Origin of the sequence: Bacillus cereus group sp. BfR-BA-01310 (genome assembly GCF_022664325.1) — a bacterium.
In the GTDB taxonomy this organism is placed as follows: Bacteria; Bacillota; Bacilli; order Bacillales; family Bacillaceae_G; genus Bacillus_A; species Bacillus_A paramycoides.
Genome location: NZ_JAKUHD010000001.1, coordinates 618,321 through 637,360 on the forward strand (window position 1 = coordinate 618,321; position 19,040 = coordinate 637,360).

The window sequence follows — 19,040 nt, forward strand, 5'->3', positions numbered from 1 at the left end:
CCTTAATATGGTAATAGATTACAATTTTAAACTAAACCAAAATATAACATTCGTCAAGGTTATTGTTTTATATTTCTGAAAATTGTTACATAACTTCCACTTTACTCACAAAATATACTCCAGCTGAATTTCATGTGAAATCGCGATATTATCATAACCAATAAACGGAATTTCTTTCTTTATTTTTCGTGCTTCCTTTACCGCATTAATATATAAGTTCGTCATCATAAAGTTACGTTTCTGATAAAAACGAAGTGCGTTCATATTATCATTCGTCGTAATGAGCCATACTTTTTTACATCCATTCTCCCTTGCTATTTGCAATACACAATCCACCAGTTTTGTACCAATCCCCTTTCCTTCTTCAAGACTATCTAACGATACAATTTCACACATGTTTTCTGTCACTTCACAAGTTATAATTCCCACTATTCTGTCATTTTTAAGTGCAACAAAACCGGGCAATTTTTCCAATTGATGCACTCTGCCCCGTGAGACCATCATTGAGCTTCCCCAGTTTTCACACATAAAATCCTGAATTGTTTCTTTCATTTCTGGTGTAATTTTTTGTATATGAACCATACACGATTTCTCCCCTTTTTATATCATTGTGATACAATGTAAGTGTATCATATGTAGAGGTATTTGGAGGATGAGGTAAAGTATGAAACGTTTTTTTACAGCATTGTTTACTATACTAGGTGCACTAACTGCTATTGGGATTTTCTTTACAAATAAAGTTATGTACTTGAAGAAAAAAACAGAGGAAGAAGTTTTAGAACGCGAAACGAAAAAACATTTTCATTTGGACGATTTTAATGCTATTCAAAAAGAAGAAATTCACATCCCTTCTCAATTTGGATACGAACTTCACGGATATTACATGCCAGCTGGACATTCCAATAAATTTATGATTTTTTGCCACGGTGTGACTGTAAATAAAATGAATTCCGTTAAGTATGCAAACTTATTTTTGAGTAGAGGATATAACGTATTTATTTATGATCATCGTCGCCATGGTAAAACAGGTGGCAAAACGACAAGCTATGGCTATTATGAAAAACATGATTTAAAATCAGTAGTTGACTGGCTAAAAGGTCGTTTCGGAACGAATATTACACTTGGAATTCATGGTGAATCTATGGGTGCTGCAACACTTCTTCAATATGCAGGACTTGTAGAAGATGGTGCCGATTTTTATATTGCTGATTGTCCTTTCTCTGATTTTTACGGACAATTACAACATCGTTTAAAGGTTGAATTTCATTTACCAAAATGGCCTTTATTACCTTTAGCAAATGCCTTTTTAAAAGTTCGTGACGGCTATACAATTCGTGAGGTTTCACCAATTGATTGCATAAAAAATATTAACAATCCTGTTCTCTTTATTCATAGTAAAGATGATGACTATATTTTAGCTGATATGACGAAATCACTTTATGAAGCAAAAGAGAATAATAAACAACTTTATATTGCAGAACATGGTGCACACGCTTGCTCTTATAATGAAAATAAAGAAGAGTACGAAGCTGCCATTGACAAATTTTTAAACACATATGTAAAAGAAACAAAAAACAGGCTTGCATAAGCCTGTTTTTTACTGCGCTAAAACGTCTGTAACTTGTTCCATATTTTCAGAAATCCACTTTACTGCCTCATCTAGCGTTGGGAATTCCGTCGTTTGAAAGGTCACCTCATCTTGAAGTAACCAAACATCTTTCGGTTCTTGTCCTACACCTGCGATTGACCAATGAAGTAAACTATATGGATGATTATCATTCAAAAATGATGCCCACGTGCGCTCATTTGCAATATTTTGTAGTGTTCGTAATTGTTTATCCATCTTTCGTCACCTTACTCTAATCAGTTATAAAAGCTATTATAACATTCCCTCTTCTTTCATACAAAGAACTCTTTTTTATTGTCAAGTCCTCCCCCTGATTATATGATGAGATTAAGCGTTCGGAAAGGAGGGATAACGTTGGCAAAAGTACAAATTAAAGTAAATGATAATGGCTCTTTTCGCGTTACAGGGGACGTGGAATTAGTCGATTCACAAGGGAATGTATTCCCAGCAAAACCGACATTTTCTTTATGTCGTTGTGGTCTATCAAAAAATATGCCTTATTGCGATGCTTCGCATAAAGGAAAATTCGAATCTGTTGTTAGAGCACCAGAGGCAGAATAATTTTGTAAAAAACATGCACATTTTTTGTGCATGTTTTTTCTTTCAATCAACGCCTGTACACACCTTCCCATTACAACATTTCTATTCCTTTTGACTCCATTCAAAGCAACATGTATTTTCACACAATTCTTCACATTCGAACATTTTCTACTATGCTTTTTTCTTTTTTGTGCTATAATGTGAGCAAACAACATCCTTCGGGGTCGGGTGAAATTCCCAACCGGCGGTGATGAAGCGAAAGCTTTTAAGCCCGTGACCCGTTTTCAACTCGAAAACGGTGGATCTAGTGAAACTCTAGGGCCGACAGTATAGTCTGGATGGGAGAAGGATATGTTTTCTAGTAATTATATATAGCGAATACACTTTTATTTCAGTATGCATATTTTTAAAGGTTCATTTTGAATCTTCATATATGTTTTATTTTGTATACTTATCTTTCTATACTGAAATAAAAAGATACGACTAGCGTTTGAAAAACTCGATATTGTGCTAGGCTTTTTCCTTATGCCAAAATATCAGTCATCGTTAGGTTTCTTTCCTATACTTTCGTATTCGGACTATATTTCTAGAAATCACGTCTCCCAAACCCCAAGGATTTTATATCCTTGGGGTTTTTTGATTTTTTCAGGAGAGGTGAAGAGAATGACAGATCAAGAATATATGAGAATTGCCTTGCAGTTAGCACAAGGTACATCAGGACAAACAAGTCCAAATCCTATGGTTGGTGCTGTTGTTGTAAAGGATGGAAATATTATTGGAATGGGTGCTCACTTATGTGCTGGTGAAGAACACGCTGAAGTTCATGCTCTTCACATGGCTGGTGAAAGAGCAAAAGGCGCTACCGTTTATGTAACACTTGAACCGTGTAGCCATTTTGGAAAAACACCACCTTGCTGTGAATCACTCATTGAAAAAGGAGTCCAGCGTGTTGTAATTGCTACCCTTGATTGCAATCCACTCGTTTCTGGTAATGGAAAAAGGAGATTAGAAGCATCCGGAATCGAGGTAACTACCGGTGTTCTTGAAGCGGAAGCAACTTTATTAAATCGATACTTTTTTCACTATATAAAAACGAAACGTCCATTTGTAACAATAAAAACAGCAATGAGCTTAGATGGAAAAACAGCGACTGTAACCGGTGAAAGTAAGTGGATTACAGGTGAAGAAGCGCGAGCTGATGTTCACCGATATCGTCATATGCATGATGCTATCCTTGTCGGTGTGAATACAGTTATAACTGATAATCCACACTTAACAATAAGAATTCCAAACGGAGGTAAACATCCTATACGCGTTATTTTAGATACCCACTTACGAACGCCGCCATCTTCTCATGTCATAACAGATGGCTTAGCTCCGACATGGATTATTGTCGGTAAGGATGTAAATAAAGAGCAAATAGCATCTTATGAATCTCACAATATAGCTGTATTCCAAATGAAAACGAAGCAAATTGAAATACAAGATGTCCTATCCCTACTCGGGGAGAAACAAATTCTTTCTCTATTCGTTGAAGGTGGTCAAACGGTACATGCAAGTTTCTTAAAAACAAATAGTTTTAATGAAATTGTGACCTATATAAGCCCGAGATTAATCGGTGGAAAAGATGCACCTACTTTATTTGGCGGAAATGGTTTTTCAAAATTACAAGATGCACTTCCCTTAACAATTCAAGAGATGAAACAAATTGGTAATGATATAAAAATTGTTGCAACCTTAAAAAGCGAGGTGACGGAATGTTTACAGGAATTGTAGAAGAGTTAGGAACGATATCAAGCATGACTCAAAGTGGGGAAGCAATGAAGTTAACTATTAGCGCAAATCAAATTTTATCAGATGTCAAGTTAGGTGATAGCATCGCAGTTAATGGGATTTGCTTAACCGTGACTCATTTTACGACTACTTCATTCACCGTCGATGCAATGCCTGAAACTATGAAAGCAACATCACTTCGTATGCTAAAGCCAAGTGCCAAAGTAAATTTAGAACGGGCAATGGCTGCGAACGGACGATTCGGTGGACATTTCGTCACCGGGCATATAGATGGCATCGGTACGATTTTAACTACAAAACAACATTACAATGCCATCTATTACAAAATAGCAATTTCTGATGAATTACTACGCTATTGTTTGCATAAAGGATCCGTTTCTGTTGATGGCACTAGTTTGACAATATTTGATATAGACGAATCTTCAATTACAATCTCACTCATCCCACACACAGTAAGCGAATCTGTCATCGGAGAAAAAAAAGCCGGAGATATCGTAAATATTGAGTGTGACATGATTGGTAAATATATTGAACGCTTTATTTCAAAACCGGTAAAAAAAACAGATTCAATGACCGAAAGCTTTTTACAAGAAAATGGATTTCTATAAGGGGGAAGCACAATGTTTCATCGCATTGAAGAAGCTCTAGAAGATTTAAAACAAGGAAAAGTCGTTATCGTATGTGATGATGAAAACCGAGAAAATGAAGGCGATTTTATTGCTTTAGCAGAGTTCATCACACCAGAAACGATTAATTTTATGATTACACACGGTCGTGGCCTCGTTTGCGTACCGATTACAGAACAATGCGCAGAGCGTCTACAGTTAGAACCGATGGTTTCTCATAATACAGATTCACATCATACTGCGTTTACAGTAAGTATTGATCATATTTCTACAACTACAGGGATTAGCGCTCACGAACGTGCAACTACGATACAAGAATTGTTAAATCCTACATCAAAAAGTGCTGATTTCAATCGCCCTGGACATATCTTTCCATTAATTGCGAAAGAAGGCGGCGTCTTGCGCCGTGCTGGTCATACAGAAGCTGCTGTCGATTTAGCCAAACTTTGCGGAGCAGAACCAGCTGGGGTCATTTGCGAGATTATAAATGAAGATGGGACGATGGCACGTGTACCTGATTTACTGCAGTGCGCAAAACAATTTGATATAAAAATGATTACAATTGAAGATTTAATTGCTTATCGCCGCCATCATGAAACGCTTGTAACGAGAGAAGTGGAAATTACATTACCTACTGATTTCGGTACGTTTCATGCAATTGGCTATTCTAACTCATTAGACACGAAAGAACATATCGCACTCGTAAAAGGTGATATTTCAACAGGTGATCATATACTTGTACGTGTCCATTCAGAATGCTTAACAGGTGATGTATTCGGTTCGTGCCGCTGTGACTGCGGACCACAGCTACATGCTGCGCTTGCTCAAATTGAGCGTGAAGGAAAAGGGGTTCTTCTCTATATGAGACAAGAAGGACGAGGCATTGGGCTTCTTAATAAGCTTCGCGCTTATAAATTACAAGAAGAAGGCTTTGATACTGTAGAAGCAAATGAAAAACTCGGGTTCCCAGCAGATCTTCGTGATTACGGTATTGGCGCTCAAATTTTAAAAGATTTAGGCTTACAAAGGTTACGATTATTAACGAATAATCCACGAAAAATTGCTGGCTTACAAGGTTACGATTTAGAAGTAATCGAGCGTGTACCGTTGCAAATGCCAGCAAAAGAAGAAAATAAAACGTATTTACAAACGAAAGTAAACAAATTAGGACATTTATTAAACTTATAATTAAGGGAGAGATAAAATATGGTATTCGAAGGTCATTTAGTTGGTACAGGTTTAAAAGTTGGGGTTGTTGTTGGACGTTTTAATGAGTTTATTACAAGCAAGTTACTCGGCGGGGCTTTAGATGGATTAAAGCGCCACGGTGTAGAAGAAAATGATATTGACGTTGCATGGGTTCCTGGTGCATTCGAAATTCCTTTGATCGCTAAAAAGATGGCCAATAGCGGAAAGTATGATGCTGTTATTACATTAGGTACAGTAATCCGTGGTGCTACAACACATTACGATTACGTTTGTAATGAAGTAGCAAAAGGTGTTGCGTCTTTATCACTACAAACAGACATTCCAGTTATTTTCGGGGTATTAACGACAGAAACAATTGAACAAGCGATTGAACGTGCAGGTACAAAAGCTGGTAATAAAGGATATGAATCAGCAGTTGCTGCAATCGAAATGGCTCACTTATCAAAACAATGGGCTTAAAAAAAGAGGCTACGGCCTCTTTTTTTATTTTATTTTTTCACCTTTTTTCGTACATCTTCTATTAATTCATCCATCGTTTTTCCTTCTGTTTTTATACGAAGAGTTTGTGCTGTTCTCCACACATTTTCTCTCTTTTTCGATTCTTCTATAATATAAATTTCTTTCCGCACTTCTTTTAAATCTTTTCCTTCTGTTTCAAGTCCAAAATGCTCAGCTTTCGTTCGAAAATGTTGTTCAATTCTTTGTTGCATTTCTTTTTGTTCAGGATTTTCAGCCGCCTTAACTGGATCAGCACTTATTGCTTTTATTAAAATAAGACAAGTCATAATAGCTAATATATATTTGTGCATGTAAAATCCTCCAACCCAATATAAATTACTTTTTTACTATGTACAATTGGGGCTTGGAAAATTCGTCCACAAAAATTCTTTTTCTCGATTAAAAGGCAATAGTATCAAGCGTTAATGGCTTTTTATTACATTTTATTTACAAAAAAAGCAAACTCTTAAAAGAGTTTGCTTTTCATCTATATTATAGTGCACATTCTTCAATCTCAAATCCTAAATCTTCAATCATACCCCAGTCCGCAGTCGGCTCTTGTCCAGCTGTCGTTAAATAATCGCCGACAAAAATAGAGTTTGCTGCAAATAAACCGAGCGGCTGTACAGAACGTAAATTGATTTCGCGTCCTCCTGAAATACGAATTTCTTTTGTTGGGTTTACAAAACGCATCATCGCCAACACTTTTAAACATTCTACAGGTGTTAACTCTTTTTGTCCTTCAAGCGGCGTCCCCTTTACAGCAACAAGGAAATTGCAAGGAATAGAATCTGCATCTATACGTTGTAATTCAAAGGCAATTTCAGCACGTTGTTCAATTGTTTCTCCCATTCCAAAAATCGCCCCAGAGCATGGTGAAATGCCGGCTTGCTTCGCCTTTTGAACTGTATCAACACGATCGTCATACGTATGAGTTGAGCAAATACTATCATAATTATTTTCATGTGTATTTAAGTTGTGGTTATAACGATGCACACCAGCCTCTGCTAAACGTCCTGCTTGATCTTCGTTTAAGAAACCTAAACAACAACAAATCTTCAAATCTGTCGTTTCACGAATCTCCTTAACTGCTCCAATTACGTGATTTACTTCTTTATCCGTCGGACGACGTCCAGATGCTACAATACAATATGTACCTGCTTTACGGCGAATTGCTTCATGTGCTCCTTCTACAATTTTCTCCTGCGTTAACCATGCATATTTATCAATCGGTGCTTCTGAAATAATAGACTGTGAACAATACCCGCAATCTTCAGGACATAAGCCTGATTTCGTATTAATAATCATATTCAATTTTACTTTCTTACCAAAATGATGATGGCGAATGATATAAGCTGCATTCATAATTTCTAAAACTTCTGTGTCATCAGCTTCTAATATCGCTATTGCATCTTCTTTCGTAATCATTTTCTCTTCTACTACGTCGTATGCAAGTTTTTTCCAATCCCTTTTTGTTTGTACTTGTTTCATTTCATCTCTTCCCCTCTTTTGTTATATACGTAAATAAAGCGTGATATGTTGCCATTATCCCTTCTTTTTCCGTGAAGTCTCTTTCGTATATTCGAAGCATCGCCCGAAAGAGTGAAGGACTTTGACAATACGATTCTTCATTACTATTGGTCGCTCCTACTTTTCGAATAGAATGTAGAAACTCCCTAACTTCTGTAAATCTTTCTATGTAACATGTTTCAGAAACATGTACATCTCCTAATGGCATTTTGCATATATTTACCAACTGTTCTTTCGAAACGAAGCGTTGTCCAATTGAAGTACAATTGTGTATCCCCTTTTCTTTCTTAGCACGTTGGAAAGACGTATGTAACTCTTGGAAAGTCGTATTACCAAACGTTGAAAATAATAATATTCCCTCTTCAGACAAATGGTTAAATAAATTTTCCACTGTCGCTTTTAGATCATTTAGCCATTGAAATGTAGCATTTGAAATAATGACATCATATGAATCTTCTAATTTTAATTTCTCAATATCTTCACATCTAAATACAACATTCTCTACTTGTTTCCTAGCCTTCGCCACTGCAATCATCTCATTAGCAAAATCAACAGCTGTAATATGTGCTTTCGGAAATGAATTTGATAATTGCTCTGTTACATATCCAGTTCCACATCCAAGTTCTAAAATACGTATTGATGATGCTTCACTGTACCTTTCTTGCAATATAGAAAGTAACGATTGTGCCATTTTCTTTTGCACGTTTGCATATTGATCGTAAGATACCGCCGCCCCGTTAAACCGTTTTTGCAGTAACATTTTGTTGATCATGTCGTATCCCCTCTACAAATTGAATTATTTCATTTGCGCAATATTCAAAATTTGTTATGCATAATGCATGCCCAGCCCCGCTTACTACTTTTAGCGTAGCGTTCGTATTCTTCGTTATACTATGTGCTGCAGACAATTGACATATTACATCCTGCTCTCCATGAAGGAGTAACAACGGGGCTTTAATATCTGTTAATTCATTTCTCATATCTGTTTCTATTAAATAATCTAAACCTAATTGCAAAGACTGAATCGTGTCTCCTTTAAATCGCATTATAATCTCTTCAAAATTCTTATTCTCTTTTAACTCATTTTTTGTAAACATATTTTCATAGAAGCGCTGTAGCGTACTTTCTTTCTGCCTTGCTAAATTCTTTTTCATACGTTCTACAAATGAAGCATTCCACCCACTTGTATAGTCGCTAGTAATTGTAAATTTAGCAGTACCACCTATTAATACTATACCTTTTGCCTTAATCTTTTTATAAGATTGGATAGCGGCTAGCGCTCCTAATGACCACCCAACTAAAATCACATTTTCATCATTTGCTGCATCTATGATGCGCCCCGCAAATTCACTACTTTCTTTCACATTACGCCACTCTACACATTGAACAGAATATCCTTTAAAATACGGCAGAACTAAAGTCCAAACCTCTTCTTCCATTCCCCATCCAGGAATAAAAATAATCTTTAGCTCCTTCATACTAAAAACCCCTCTTCTTTACCAATACGAATAATATGCTGCGTTGCCCATCTTAAATTGGCTCTTGTATGTTGTGACGTAACTGCAAAGCGAATTCGGGAGCTATTGACCGGAACAGTTGGCGGGCGAATTGCAATTGCTGTAATGCCTATCTCTTGCAATTTTTCACTAAAGCGTAGGGCATTTTCATTTGAACCGACTACAATCGGTACAATATGAGTTGAGCTATTTCCAATATCAAAACCAGCTTCTCCTAAACGGTTCCTGAAGTACGCACCATTCGCTATAAGGTTCTCTCTTCTTTCTTGATCTTCTTTCACAATCTCAATTGCTTTTTGTATCGCTCCTAATGTTCCTGGTGGTAAGGCTGTAGTAAAAATAAAGCTCCTCATCATATTTTGTAAATACTCTATATAAATTGCATCACCTGTTAAATACGCACCATAACACCCTAAAGCCTTACTAAACGTCCCCATATGTATATCAATTTTTTGAGCAATATCTTTTTCTATATGAGATAATCCAGCTCCACTAATTCCGTATATTCCACTCGCATGCGCTTCATCAACTATAATGATTGCCCCGTATTTCTCTTTAAGCTGCACTAAACCTCTCAAATATGCAGTATCACCATCCATACTAAAAACAGTATCTGTTACGATTAATTTTTTCTTTTCAGGTGACGCTATTTTCAACAGCTTCTCTAAATGATCCAAATCATTATGACGATACCTTTTATGTTCTGCCCCGCTTAATATAATTCCATCAACAATACTTGCATGATTTAATTTATCACTAAAAACAATATCATGCCGACCAACTAACGAAGCAATCGCTCCAACATTCGCGGTATATCCACTATTTACAATTAAGGATCTTTCAGTACCTTTCCAATTACATATACTTCTCTCAACCTCGTCATACAGTGGATAATTTCCTACAACGAGACGAGATGCTGTCGCTCCAGTTCCATATTTTTTTGTACAGACAATAGCAGCTTCTTTCAACCTTTCATCTCCAGCTAATCCTAAATAATTATTTGATGCTAAATTTAGCATCCTTTTCTTATCTCGAATAAGCCATGTCTCTTCTGCTTGCTCTGTTACATGCAAATTGCGATACTGCCCTTGCTCATTTAATTGTTGTAATTTAGATTGAAGATGTGTGCGCCACATTTGATTCATTTTGGACGAACTCCTCTAATTTTGAAATCATTATATATTCTTTTGCAGATTCCAAGACTTCTTCTTTTGTAAACTCACCTTCAAAGAATGGTAATAAACCTAAAACCGGTACCCCACTCAATTCTTCAATCATTTCTTTATTTTCTTGTACTCTTTCCATTTCACATTCTTTACAACCAGATAAAATGACACCTGCCACTGTTAATCCTTGTGCCTTTGCGTAAGCTATTGTTAAAATTGTATGATTTACTGTTCCTAGTGTAGGACGTGCTACTACAATAAGAGGCAGCTTTAATTCTTTTGCGAAATCGATTACTAGAGCGTCTTCTGTATATGGGACGGCAAGCCCACCAGCTCCTTCTACAAATAGGCTATTAAACTCTTTTAATAACTCTTCATAGTGCGCAATAATTTCTTTTAACTTTATGACTCTTCCAGCTCTTTTCATGGCAAGTCTCGGAGCAAGTGGTTCTTCAATTGAATAAGGGCAAATTTCATCTTCTTTTGTCGGTACACCCGATAATGCTTTTAACCTTGCTGCATCCCCATCTGGATTTGACGCAACATGTCCACTTTGCAACGGTTTAAATACACCAACATTATACCCACGCTCACGAAATATACCTGCTAAGGCCCCTGCCACTACAGTTTTTCCAACTTCCGTATCTGTTGCTGTTATAAAGAAACCACTCATTATTCTTCCTCCGTAACATCTGAGATTGCTTTATATAAAATGCGTAACATCTCATCAATTTCAGCCATTGTAGATGCAAGAGGAGGCATAAATACAATGGTGTTACCAAGTGGACGTAAAATCATGCCTAACTCTCTTGAGCGTTTACACACTTGAACGCCGACTCTTTCTGTCCATTCAAACGATTCTTTCGTTTCCTTATTTTTAACAAGTTCAATGCCAACCATTAGCCCGCACTGACGAATATCTCCTACGTGCTTATATTCATTAAGCGCTTCTAATTGTTTTGCTACATATTCCGTTTTATACGCAACATCTTCTATTAAATTAGTTTTTTCGTATAGTTCTAAATTTGCAATTGCTACAGCGCACCCTAACGGATTCCCTGTATAACTATGACCATGGAAAAACGTTTTTTGTTCTTCATAGTCTCCTAAGAAGGCATTATAAATTTCATCTGTCGTTACCGTAATCGCCACCGGTAAATAACCACCTGTTAAACCTTTTCCCGCAGTTAAAATGTCTGGCGTCACATTCTCATGTTCACATGCAAACATTTTTCCGGTACGCCCAAATCCCGTCGCTACCTCATCTGTAATAAATAATACATTGTATTTTGTACATAAATCGCGAAGCCCTTTTAAATATCCTTTCGGCATTGTAATCATCCCGCCAGCACCTTGCATTAATGGCTCCACAATAATCGCTGCTACTTCTTCATGTTTTTCTTTCAGTAGCTCTTCCATTTCTTCTAAATGTTTTTTTACAATTTGTTCCTTATTATCTCCATAAGGAGAACGATATGTATACGGATAAGGCATTTTAATTGCTTCAAATAAGAGTGAACTATACACTTGGTGAAACAAGTCTATTGCTCCTACTGAAACAGCACCAATTGTATCACCGTGATATGCTTCTTTTAATGTAACAAATCTTTGTTTTCTCGGTTTCCCTTTATGCTGCCAATATTGAAAAGCCATCTTAATTGCAATTTCAACAGCGGTTGAACCAGAGTCTGAATAAAATACTTTCTTCAGGCCTTCTGGTACAACATCAATTATTTTTTCTGCTAATAAAATAGATGGAACGTTAGCAAGTCCCAACATAGTAGAATGTGCAATTTTATTTAATTGCTCACGAATTGCTTCATCTAGTTCCGGTACTTGATGCCCATGCACATTTAACCAAATAGACGAAACACCGTCCCAATATTCATTTCCATTTACATCGTATAGCTTTCTTCCCTCTCCACGTTCAATAATGACAGGATCTTCTTCTAAATAATCTTTCATTTGTGTAAATGGATGCCATACATAGGCTTTATTTTTCTCCGATAATTCTTCATATGTATAAGGTAATTTTTCATTCGTATTACTACTAACAGTCACAATTGTCACCCCTAATGTTAACTAGTTTATAAATACAGTTAACATTAAATCTAAATGACTGTCAATTATTTTTAAATCAAAAGGTTCTTAAAAAAGAACAACTTATCATACGATAAGTTGTTCTACCTTCCATGCTTTACCTTTCCAATTTCTAAAATAATTTCTTCATCTTTTTTTCCTTCTGTATCAATTCCAAGTTGTTTTGCATGCTCAATTAATAGATCGTGTCGCTGCTCAAATCTGGCAGTGTCTACTTCTTTTTCAATCACTTCTTTTGTTTTTCCCTCGGTAGAAACCCCTAGTTTCGCTGCTGTTTTTTCCATTGATTTCTTCTCTTCAGTTTCTTTTACTTTTTTCACTTCTGACTGCTGTATTTTGTATTTGTCTGGTTGGTCTGAGGAGGCTGCAAAAGCTGTGTAAATTCCAGCACCACTCCCAACAACTAATAAGGTTGTAAAAAGAACTATTTTTTTCTTCACTCTTTTCTCCCCCTTTCACTTTCATTATAACGCACAAATTTAGAGCTTTAAAAACATTTTCCCTTTATTCCCCTTAAAAAAATCTTGAATGTTTTTATTGACATGTGAGACGAATATATGATAAAAATTTAACTAACATCATATGAATCGGCGTTGATAGGATTTAGTAGTATTTCGATTTCTGATTTCAGAGAGCTGGTGGTCGGTGCGAACCAGTACAGAGCGATTTATGAATTACCCCCTGGAGCTTCTTTTACGAAACGTGAGGAGTAGTGAAAGACGGTTATAGACCGTTATATCTAAAGAGTGGTGAAACGACACTGTTTCACAATTTAGGGTGGTACCGCGAATTTTTCGTCCCTGCATATATTGCAGGGGCGTTTTTATTTTATTCGCGTATATTATATAACCCTTTATTTCGTGATACATTCATTTCACAAGCTAGGGTGGTACCGCGATTTCTTCGTCCCTGCATAATTATATGCAGGGACGTTTTTTTATCCAATCATTTCCGTATCATATAGAATTTTGTGACAAATTACCGGTAATTTGTCACAAAATTCTAAATTTTAGAAGGAAATATACAATATTGGCGAATTTTATATAAAAAAGACTATTTTCGATTAATTAGGAGGGGAAAACAATGGTTTCAAAAATTGAATCTGTTCTTTTAACAATTTTTATCTTTTTCTGCATTGGCTTCAGTGTTATTCAATTAGAAGTTTCACCGCATATCCCAATTTTATTCGGTATCGTTATTTTATTAGCATTTGGCTTTATGAAAAAAATCTCTTGGTCTACTATGGAAAAAGGGATGATCAGTAGTATTTCAGCTGGTATTCCATCTATATTTATTTTCTTACTTGTAGGCGTATTAATCAGCGTTTGGATCGCAGCTGGAACAATTCCAACTTTAATGGTATACGGCTTCCAACTTGTATCTCCGAAAATTTTCATTCCAACTGTTTTTGTTGTTTGTGCAATTGTTGGCACAAGTATTGGTAGTGCGTTTACAACTGCTGCAACTGTAGGCCTTGCCTTTATGGGCATGGGTAGTGCTCTTGGATACGATCCAGCTCTTATCGCTGGTGCAATTATTTCTGGTGCTTTCTTTGGAGATAAAATGTCTCCTTTATCTGATACAACAAACTTAGCTCCAGCTGTAACGGGTGTAGATTTATTTGAACATATTCGTAACATGCTTTGGACGACAGTTCCAGCTTTCATTATTGCTTTTATTGCATTTTTCATTTTAGGAAGTGGATCTGGAGGCAATGTTGATTTCTCAGCTTTTATTAGTACGTTAGAAAAAAATGCAACGATTTCTATCGTTACACTTATTCCAATTTTATTACTGTTCCTATTCGCATTTAAAAAGGTTCCAGCAGTTCCAACATTACTTGCTGGAATCGTAGTAGGAATCATTATTCTCTTTATTTTCAAGCCAAGTACGTCTCTACCTGATTTAATGAAAATTATGCAGGACGGTTACGTTTCTAAAACTGGTATAAAAGATATTGATAGCTTATTATCTCGCGGTGGTTTGCAAAGTATGATGATGTCGATTGCCCTTATTTTCCTAGCTCTTTGTATGGGAGGATTATTACAAGGAATGGGTATTATCGCGCAGCTTATGAATATCATCTCTAGCTTTGTAAAGACAAGTACACGCTTAATTATTTCTACTGCTTCAACTGCAATTGGTGTAAACTTCTTGCTCGGCGAACAATACTTATCAATCGTTTTAACAGGACAAGCATTCGCTAACAAATACGATGAGGTTGGTTTAGAACGTCGTAATTTATCACGAGTATTAGAAGATGCAGGTACAGTTATTAATCCGCTCGTACCATGGGGTGTAAGTGGCGTATTCTTAACAAACGTCCTTAACGTTCCAACATTTGATTACGCTCCATACGCAATCTTCTGCTTAGCTTGTCCAGTCGTAACTATTATCGTTGGCTTTACTGGATTCGGTCTTTCATGGAAAAAAGAAAAAGCAGTACCAGTTTCATAATATACACATAAAAAAGGATTACCGTAATCGGTAATCCTTTTCTCATACAATACTTTACTATTTACTTGCTTTCTTTCTTCTAAATAACATAAGTAATCCTGCTCCAACAAACGCCAGACCAGCTCCAATTGTAGAAGCAACACTTGCACCTGTTTTCGGTAAATCATGTTCATCTTTTTCAGCTTCTTTATTTTCACTTACAGTTGTTGTTGTTTCTTTTGTATTTTGATCATCTGTTGTAGTTTGTCCAGATCCAGTGTTGTTTTCTTCTTGTTTTGGCTCATTACCATTATTGCCTTCTTCTGTTGTTTGTGGTGTTGTGTTTTCTCCATTATCTGTTGACGGTGTCTTCGGATTTTCTCCATCACCTTTCGGTGGCGTCGTTTGATTTCCTCCACCAGTTTCTTTATCATCATTCTTCTTCGTTATATCAATTGCATATTTAGCAAATTCATTTTCAGATGGTCCAACATATGATATTTTTCCATCTTTCTTTATATGCTTTTGTGCATTTGGTGAAGAGTCAAATGTTGTATTTAATTTATCTGCAACAATCGGTTTAAATGTCCAATTTTGATCGGCTGCTGGATCAATAACGGGTGTTTCTTGCATATACTTCACAATGATTTGACGTGTTTCATCTTGCGATTGGTATACAACCTCCCCTTTACTTACACCAGGGAACGTTTGGCTACTTCCACGATAGTTATTTGTAGCAACGATGAATGCTTGATCGTCAGCTACAGGCTTACCTTCATACGTCATATTTACAATACGATTCGTATTTGCATTTACAACTTTTCCATCTTTGTCGTATTTCGCTGGTTGCGTCACATCAATTTCGTATTTTAAACCGTCTAAAATATCAAAATTATATGTAGGATATCCTGTATTTACTAATGGCTGTTCTTCTGTTTTCTTTGGATCAATTTGATTAAACTGACCAGCAGACATTTCAAGCCATTCTTTCACTTGTGCTCCATTTACTTTCACAGCATATAGTGTATTTGGATATACATATAAATCTGCAACGTTTTTAATCGCTAACGTTCCAGCCGGAATGTCAGTATAGTATGTAGCGCCGTTTCGGCCACCTGCTTTAAATGGCGCTCCTGCAGATAAAACTGGAATACCCTTATATTTACTATATTGTTCATTTTCAGCAAATAACTTTTCTACATACCATTTTTGGGCATTCGTCACAAGTTGTACAGAAGGATCATCTTGTACTAGTGAAAAATAGCTATTAATTGGCGCTGTCGTTTTACCTACAGGTGTATTAACATAATTAATTGTTGCTTCATGATCATCTTTAATTTCATTAACTAATTTTTGATCTGATTCTACTAATGCGGTTCCTTTACCATCAGCAATCGGACGAAGTTGTGGCTTAGATTGCTCTTTTTGTACTTCCCATTTTCCGTTTACCTTTTTCAATTGCATATCGATAATACCTAAGTTACTGCCAAAAACGCCAGGCATTACAACTGGAACCCCATTAAATACATCCTTCACTTCAGTATGTGAATGTCCCATTAATACTGCATCAACATCAGGCACTTCTGTTAAATAAAACGATGCATTTTCCATCCCAACATTGTACCCACTCTTATCAACACCTGAATGAGCTAATGCAACGATAACGTCTGCACCTTCTGCTTTCATTTTCGGTACCATTTTCTTCGCTGTTTGAACAATATCTTTCGCTTTTACTTTTCCTTCTAAATTTGCTTTATCCCAGTTCATAACTTGAGGTGGAACAAATCCCATTACACCAATTTTCACTTTTTGTTTTTCACCTGATTCATCCACTACTTCTTTCTCAAAAATATGATATGGTTTAAAATAATTTTCATCGTTCGCTTCATTATTATCATGATCATCTTTATAAACATTCGAGTTAATAACTGGGAACTTCGTTTTACTAATCACTTTGTTTAAATAATCTAAACCGTAGTTGAATTCATGATTCCCAAGAGAGATGACGTCATACTTCATTAAATTCATTAAACGATATAATGGATGTACATAACTTGGATCAACAGGATTCTTCGGATCATTTATTTTATTCGCCACATAATCCCCAAGCGGCGTCCCTTGTAATGCATCCCCATCATCAAATAGGACAGAGTTCTTCGCTTCTTCACGTGCTTTATTAACAAGCGTTGCAGTTTGCACGAGACCTACTTTATTATCTGTTTTCGTTTGATAATAATCATAATTCATTAAGTTAACGTGAATATCTGATGTTTCTAAAATTCGTAAGTTAACTGTACTCTCCCCAGTTTTTTCCTCTGCATGAGCTGTTGTTGGCAATACTTGCGGCGCTATAACACCAATAGCAAGAGTTGCTCCAGCTAGCATTTTTTTTGACTTTCTCACAAAAAATCCCCCTTATACAATTACCCCAAAATAATGAAATGAATCTCCATCAGTCCCTAACCACATACTTTTTTCTTCTATTAGAGCGACGATTTTCACCTTATCTGACATTATCATATCTAAACTTCTTTCATATCGTCAATATTTTTTGACACACTTCTACAAATTTTCTGTAAAGTTATTGTGAAGTTTTCATAAATATATAATATGCCCTTACATTGCTTATACTGCTGAATATGATACAATTACCAATTACAAGGAGGATGAATTTATGAGAAAAGTCATCTTAACAATTGTTTGTCTCCTCCTTCTAATCATTTCTTATTCTAATTTTGAAAAGAACGATGAGACAAAACAAAAAGAAATTAAAGAAAAAACAGAAAAACCATCTGCTCCAAGTTGGATTGATAAACAAACGAACGACTCCTTTTATCACCTCGTATTAGGTGATTCACTCGCCAAAGGATACGGGTCTACACAGGGGGGATTTGCCGAATTAGCTTCCAGACAACTGGAAGAACAAATTCATAAACCAATTACAGTAGAAAATCTTGGTGTAAATGGCCTTACTACGGATCGTCTCGCTAAAAAAGTTCAGTCCGAAGAAGTTCAACAAAAAATTAGGGAAGCGAATATCATTACTATTAATATTGGAGGAAATAATTTATTTCGCTTAAATCGTGATGTAGGTGTTATAGATGGTATTAAAATGCTAAATAAAGAAAAAGCTCGTTTCGAAACGGATGTAAAAAACATTGTAAAGACAGTTCGAGATCAAAATCCGAATGCTTTACTCATTCTCTCTGAACTCTATAACCCTTTACAACTCGATGACTCCATTGCCAGTTATGCAGATATGTTTTTAGATGGTTGGAATGATTCTGTTTATGCTATTTCAAAAGCGAATCAACCATCTATCGTTTTACCAATTCGAAAATTAATATCGAATGATAAAAAAGATTTACTATTTGACCAAGTACACCCAAATGATAACGGCTATGCGATTATTGCCAATACATTTACAAAGCAAGTGTTATCCTACAAATATTAAGGCGACCATGAAACAATTCTATTTTTATACCTTGTCTTTTTTGTTACAATGATAGTGGAAGGGGGCCTTTACATGGAATCACGCGAGTGGGAACGTATCGTTGATCATCTGCTTTCGCTAGTGCCTCTTTTTTATCGCAAATTTATGCTTCCTGGAGAATTTTCTTCTCAAAGACATATGCCGCCATCACATACACAGGTGTTACTGCTTTTGCATGAAAATGGTACATTAGCAGTTTCAGAAATTGGCAAGCGGCTAGCGATATCACGGCCTAACATGACCCCTCTATTAAACAAACTCATTCAAGAAGAACTAATAGAGCGTCATTATAGCGAAAAAGATCGACGGGTCATTTTAATTTCCCTAACAGCTGAAGGGAAATTGCTAGTAGGTCAGTATCAGCAATTCATTTTAGACAAACTAAAAGAAAATTTCCAAACATTATCTGAGGAAGAGCGCGAAAAGCTCATTTATTCTCTTCAAACCATTCAAAATTTAATTTTGAAAACAAACGTATAAAGCTGCTTCTAAATAGAAGCAGCT

General features: G+C 36.1%; 20 protein-coding genes, 1 riboswitch and 1 other annotated feature. Of the genes, 9 read left to right on the forward strand and 11 right to left on the reverse strand.

Annotated features, from left to right (window positions below):
- Nucleotides 1–105: 105 nt before the first annotated feature.
- Nucleotides 106–582 carry a GNAT family N-acetyltransferase gene (locus MR109_RS03175; protein ID WP_242270961.1) on the reverse strand — a complete coding sequence of 159 codons (477 nt, stop codon included), beginning with the start codon at nt 580–582 and terminating at the stop codon, nt 106–108.
- 82 nt (nt 583–664) lie between these two features.
- Between MR109_RS03175 and MR109_RS03180 the strand changes: the two genes are divergently transcribed.
- Nucleotides 665–1,588, forward strand: a complete 924-nt coding sequence (locus tag MR109_RS03180; protein WP_025150122.1) for an alpha/beta hydrolase — start codon at nt 665–667, stop codon at nt 1,586–1,588.
- Nucleotides 1,589–1,597: 9 nt separating this feature from the next.
- On the opposite strand, the gene MR109_RS03185 is transcribed toward MR109_RS03180, so the two are convergent.
- Nucleotides 1,598–1,843, reverse strand: a complete 246-nt coding sequence (locus MR109_RS03185) for a DUF2552 family protein (RefSeq protein ID WP_002173336.1) — start codon at nt 1,841–1,843, stop codon at nt 1,598–1,600.
- Nucleotides 1,844–1,981: 138 nt separating this feature from the next.
- On the opposite strand from MR109_RS03185, the gene MR109_RS03190 reads away from it, so the two are divergent.
- The 5 genes from MR109_RS03190 (at nt 1,982) to ribH (ending at nt 6,255) form a co-directional block, all read left to right on the forward strand.
- Nucleotides 1,982–2,188 (forward strand): CDGSH iron-sulfur domain-containing protein, encoded by a 207-nt coding sequence (locus MR109_RS03190; RefSeq protein ID WP_242270963.1) that lies wholly within the window; start codon nt 1,982–1,984, stop codon nt 2,186–2,188.
- A gap of 189 nt (nt 2,189–2,377) precedes the next feature.
- Nucleotides 2,378–2,521, forward strand: a riboswitch (FMN riboswitch).
- 309 nt (nt 2,522–2,830) lie between these two features.
- Nucleotides 2,831–3,943: a bifunctional diaminohydroxyphosphoribosylaminopyrimidine deaminase/5-amino-6-(5-phosphoribosylamino)uracil reductase RibD gene (ribD, locus tag MR109_RS03195; protein ID WP_242270970.1), complete on the forward strand. Its 1,113-nt coding sequence runs from the start codon at nt 2,831–2,833 to the stop codon at nt 3,941–3,943.
- Nucleotides 3,925–4,569, forward strand: a complete 645-nt coding sequence (ribE, locus tag MR109_RS03200) for a riboflavin synthase (RefSeq protein WP_071718720.1) — start codon at nt 3,925–3,927, stop codon at nt 4,567–4,569. The genes ribD and ribE overlap by 19 nt, the downstream gene beginning before the upstream one ends.
- Nucleotides 4,570–4,581: 12 nt before the next feature.
- The gene (ribBA, locus tag MR109_RS03205) at nt 4,582–5,775 is read left to right on the forward strand and encodes a bifunctional 3,4-dihydroxy-2-butanone 4-phosphate synthase/GTP cyclohydrolase II (RefSeq protein WP_025150118.1); all 1,194 of its coding nucleotides are present in this window, start codon (nt 4,582–4,584) and stop codon (nt 5,773–5,775) included.
- Nucleotides 5,776–5,793: 18 nt separating this feature from the next.
- On the forward strand, nt 5,794–6,255 hold the full coding sequence (gene ribH / locus MR109_RS03210) for a 6,7-dimethyl-8-ribityllumazine synthase (RefSeq protein WP_000230892.1): 462 nt from the start codon (nt 5,794–5,796) through the stop codon (nt 6,253–6,255).
- Nucleotides 6,256–6,284: 29 nt separating this feature from the next.
- On the opposite strand, the gene MR109_RS03215 is transcribed toward ribH, so the two are convergent.
- The 8 genes from MR109_RS03215 to MR109_RS03250 all read right to left on the reverse strand — a co-directional run bounded on the left by MR109_RS03215 (nt 6,285) and on the right by MR109_RS03250 (nt 13,047).
- On the reverse strand, nt 6,285–6,605 hold the full coding sequence (locus tag MR109_RS03215) for a hypothetical protein (RefSeq protein ID WP_048374117.1): 321 nt from the start codon (nt 6,603–6,605) through the stop codon (nt 6,285–6,287).
- 181 nt (nt 6,606–6,786) lie between these two features.
- Nucleotides 6,787–7,785: a biotin synthase gene (gene bioB / locus MR109_RS03220; protein WP_002173341.1), complete on the reverse strand. Its 999-nt coding sequence runs from the start codon at nt 7,783–7,785 to the stop codon at nt 6,787–6,789.
- Nucleotide 7,786: 1 nt separating this feature from the next.
- On the reverse strand, nt 7,787–8,596 hold the full coding sequence (gene bioC, locus MR109_RS03225) for a malonyl-ACP O-methyltransferase BioC (RefSeq protein ID WP_098473328.1): 810 nt from the start codon (nt 8,594–8,596) through the stop codon (nt 7,787–7,789).
- Nucleotides 8,562–9,302 (reverse strand): alpha/beta fold hydrolase, encoded by a 741-nt coding sequence (locus MR109_RS03230; RefSeq protein ID WP_242270972.1) that lies wholly within the window; start codon nt 9,300–9,302, stop codon nt 8,562–8,564. Before MR109_RS03230 ends, bioC begins: the two co-directional genes overlap by 35 nt.
- Nucleotides 9,299–10,486, reverse strand: coding sequence for an 8-amino-7-oxononanoate synthase (bioF, locus tag MR109_RS03235; RefSeq protein ID WP_242270974.1), 1,188 nt, complete (start codon nt 10,484–10,486; stop codon nt 9,299–9,301). Before bioF ends, MR109_RS03230 begins: the two co-directional genes overlap by 4 nt.
- Nucleotides 10,452–11,180 carry a dethiobiotin synthase gene (gene bioD / locus MR109_RS03240; RefSeq protein WP_242270977.1) on the reverse strand — a complete coding sequence of 243 codons (729 nt, stop codon included), beginning with the start codon at nt 11,178–11,180 and terminating at the stop codon, nt 10,452–10,454. Before bioD ends, bioF begins: the two co-directional genes overlap by 35 nt.
- Nucleotides 11,180–12,568 carry an adenosylmethionine--8-amino-7-oxononanoate transaminase gene (gene bioA, locus MR109_RS03245; RefSeq protein ID WP_071718714.1) on the reverse strand — a complete coding sequence of 463 codons (1,389 nt, stop codon included), beginning with the start codon at nt 12,566–12,568 and terminating at the stop codon, nt 11,180–11,182. Before bioA ends, bioD begins: the two co-directional genes overlap by 1 nt.
- A gap of 122 nt (nt 12,569–12,690) precedes the next feature.
- Nucleotides 12,691–13,047, reverse strand: coding sequence for a hypothetical protein (locus MR109_RS03250; protein ID WP_242270981.1), 357 nt, complete (start codon nt 13,045–13,047; stop codon nt 12,691–12,693).
- Between the two features lie 144 nt (nt 13,048–13,191).
- Nucleotides 13,192–13,412, forward strand: a binding site (T-box leader).
- A gap of 278 nt (nt 13,413–13,690) precedes the next feature.
- Here MR109_RS03250 and nhaC point away from each other — a divergent pair.
- Nucleotides 13,691–15,064: a Na+/H+ antiporter NhaC gene (gene nhaC / locus MR109_RS03255; RefSeq protein ID WP_242270984.1), complete on the forward strand. Its 1,374-nt coding sequence runs from the start codon at nt 13,691–13,693 to the stop codon at nt 15,062–15,064.
- A 57-nt stretch (nt 15,065–15,121) separates the two neighbouring features.
- Here nhaC and cpdB read toward each other — a convergent pair whose 3' ends face one another.
- Nucleotides 15,122–17,446 carry a bifunctional 2',3'-cyclic-nucleotide 2'-phosphodiesterase/3'-nucleotidase gene (gene cpdB, locus MR109_RS03260; RefSeq protein WP_242270987.1) on the reverse strand — a complete coding sequence of 775 codons (2,325 nt, stop codon included), beginning with the start codon at nt 17,444–17,446 and terminating at the stop codon, nt 15,122–15,124.
- Between the two features lie 271 nt (nt 17,447–17,717).
- Here cpdB and MR109_RS03265 point away from each other — a divergent pair, with 271 nt between their 5' ends.
- Together MR109_RS03265 and MR109_RS03270 are read left to right on the forward strand one after the other, a co-directional pair.
- Complete coding sequence (locus MR109_RS03265) at nt 17,718–18,497, forward strand: GDSL-type esterase/lipase family protein (RefSeq protein ID WP_002173351.1); 780 nt, start codon at nt 17,718–17,720, stop codon at nt 18,495–18,497.
- A gap of 72 nt (nt 18,498–18,569) precedes the next feature.
- On the forward strand, nt 18,570–19,016 hold the full coding sequence (locus MR109_RS03270) for a MarR family winged helix-turn-helix transcriptional regulator (protein WP_002173352.1): 447 nt from the start codon (nt 18,570–18,572) through the stop codon (nt 19,014–19,016).
- Nucleotides 19,017–19,040: the final 24 nt, after the last annotated feature.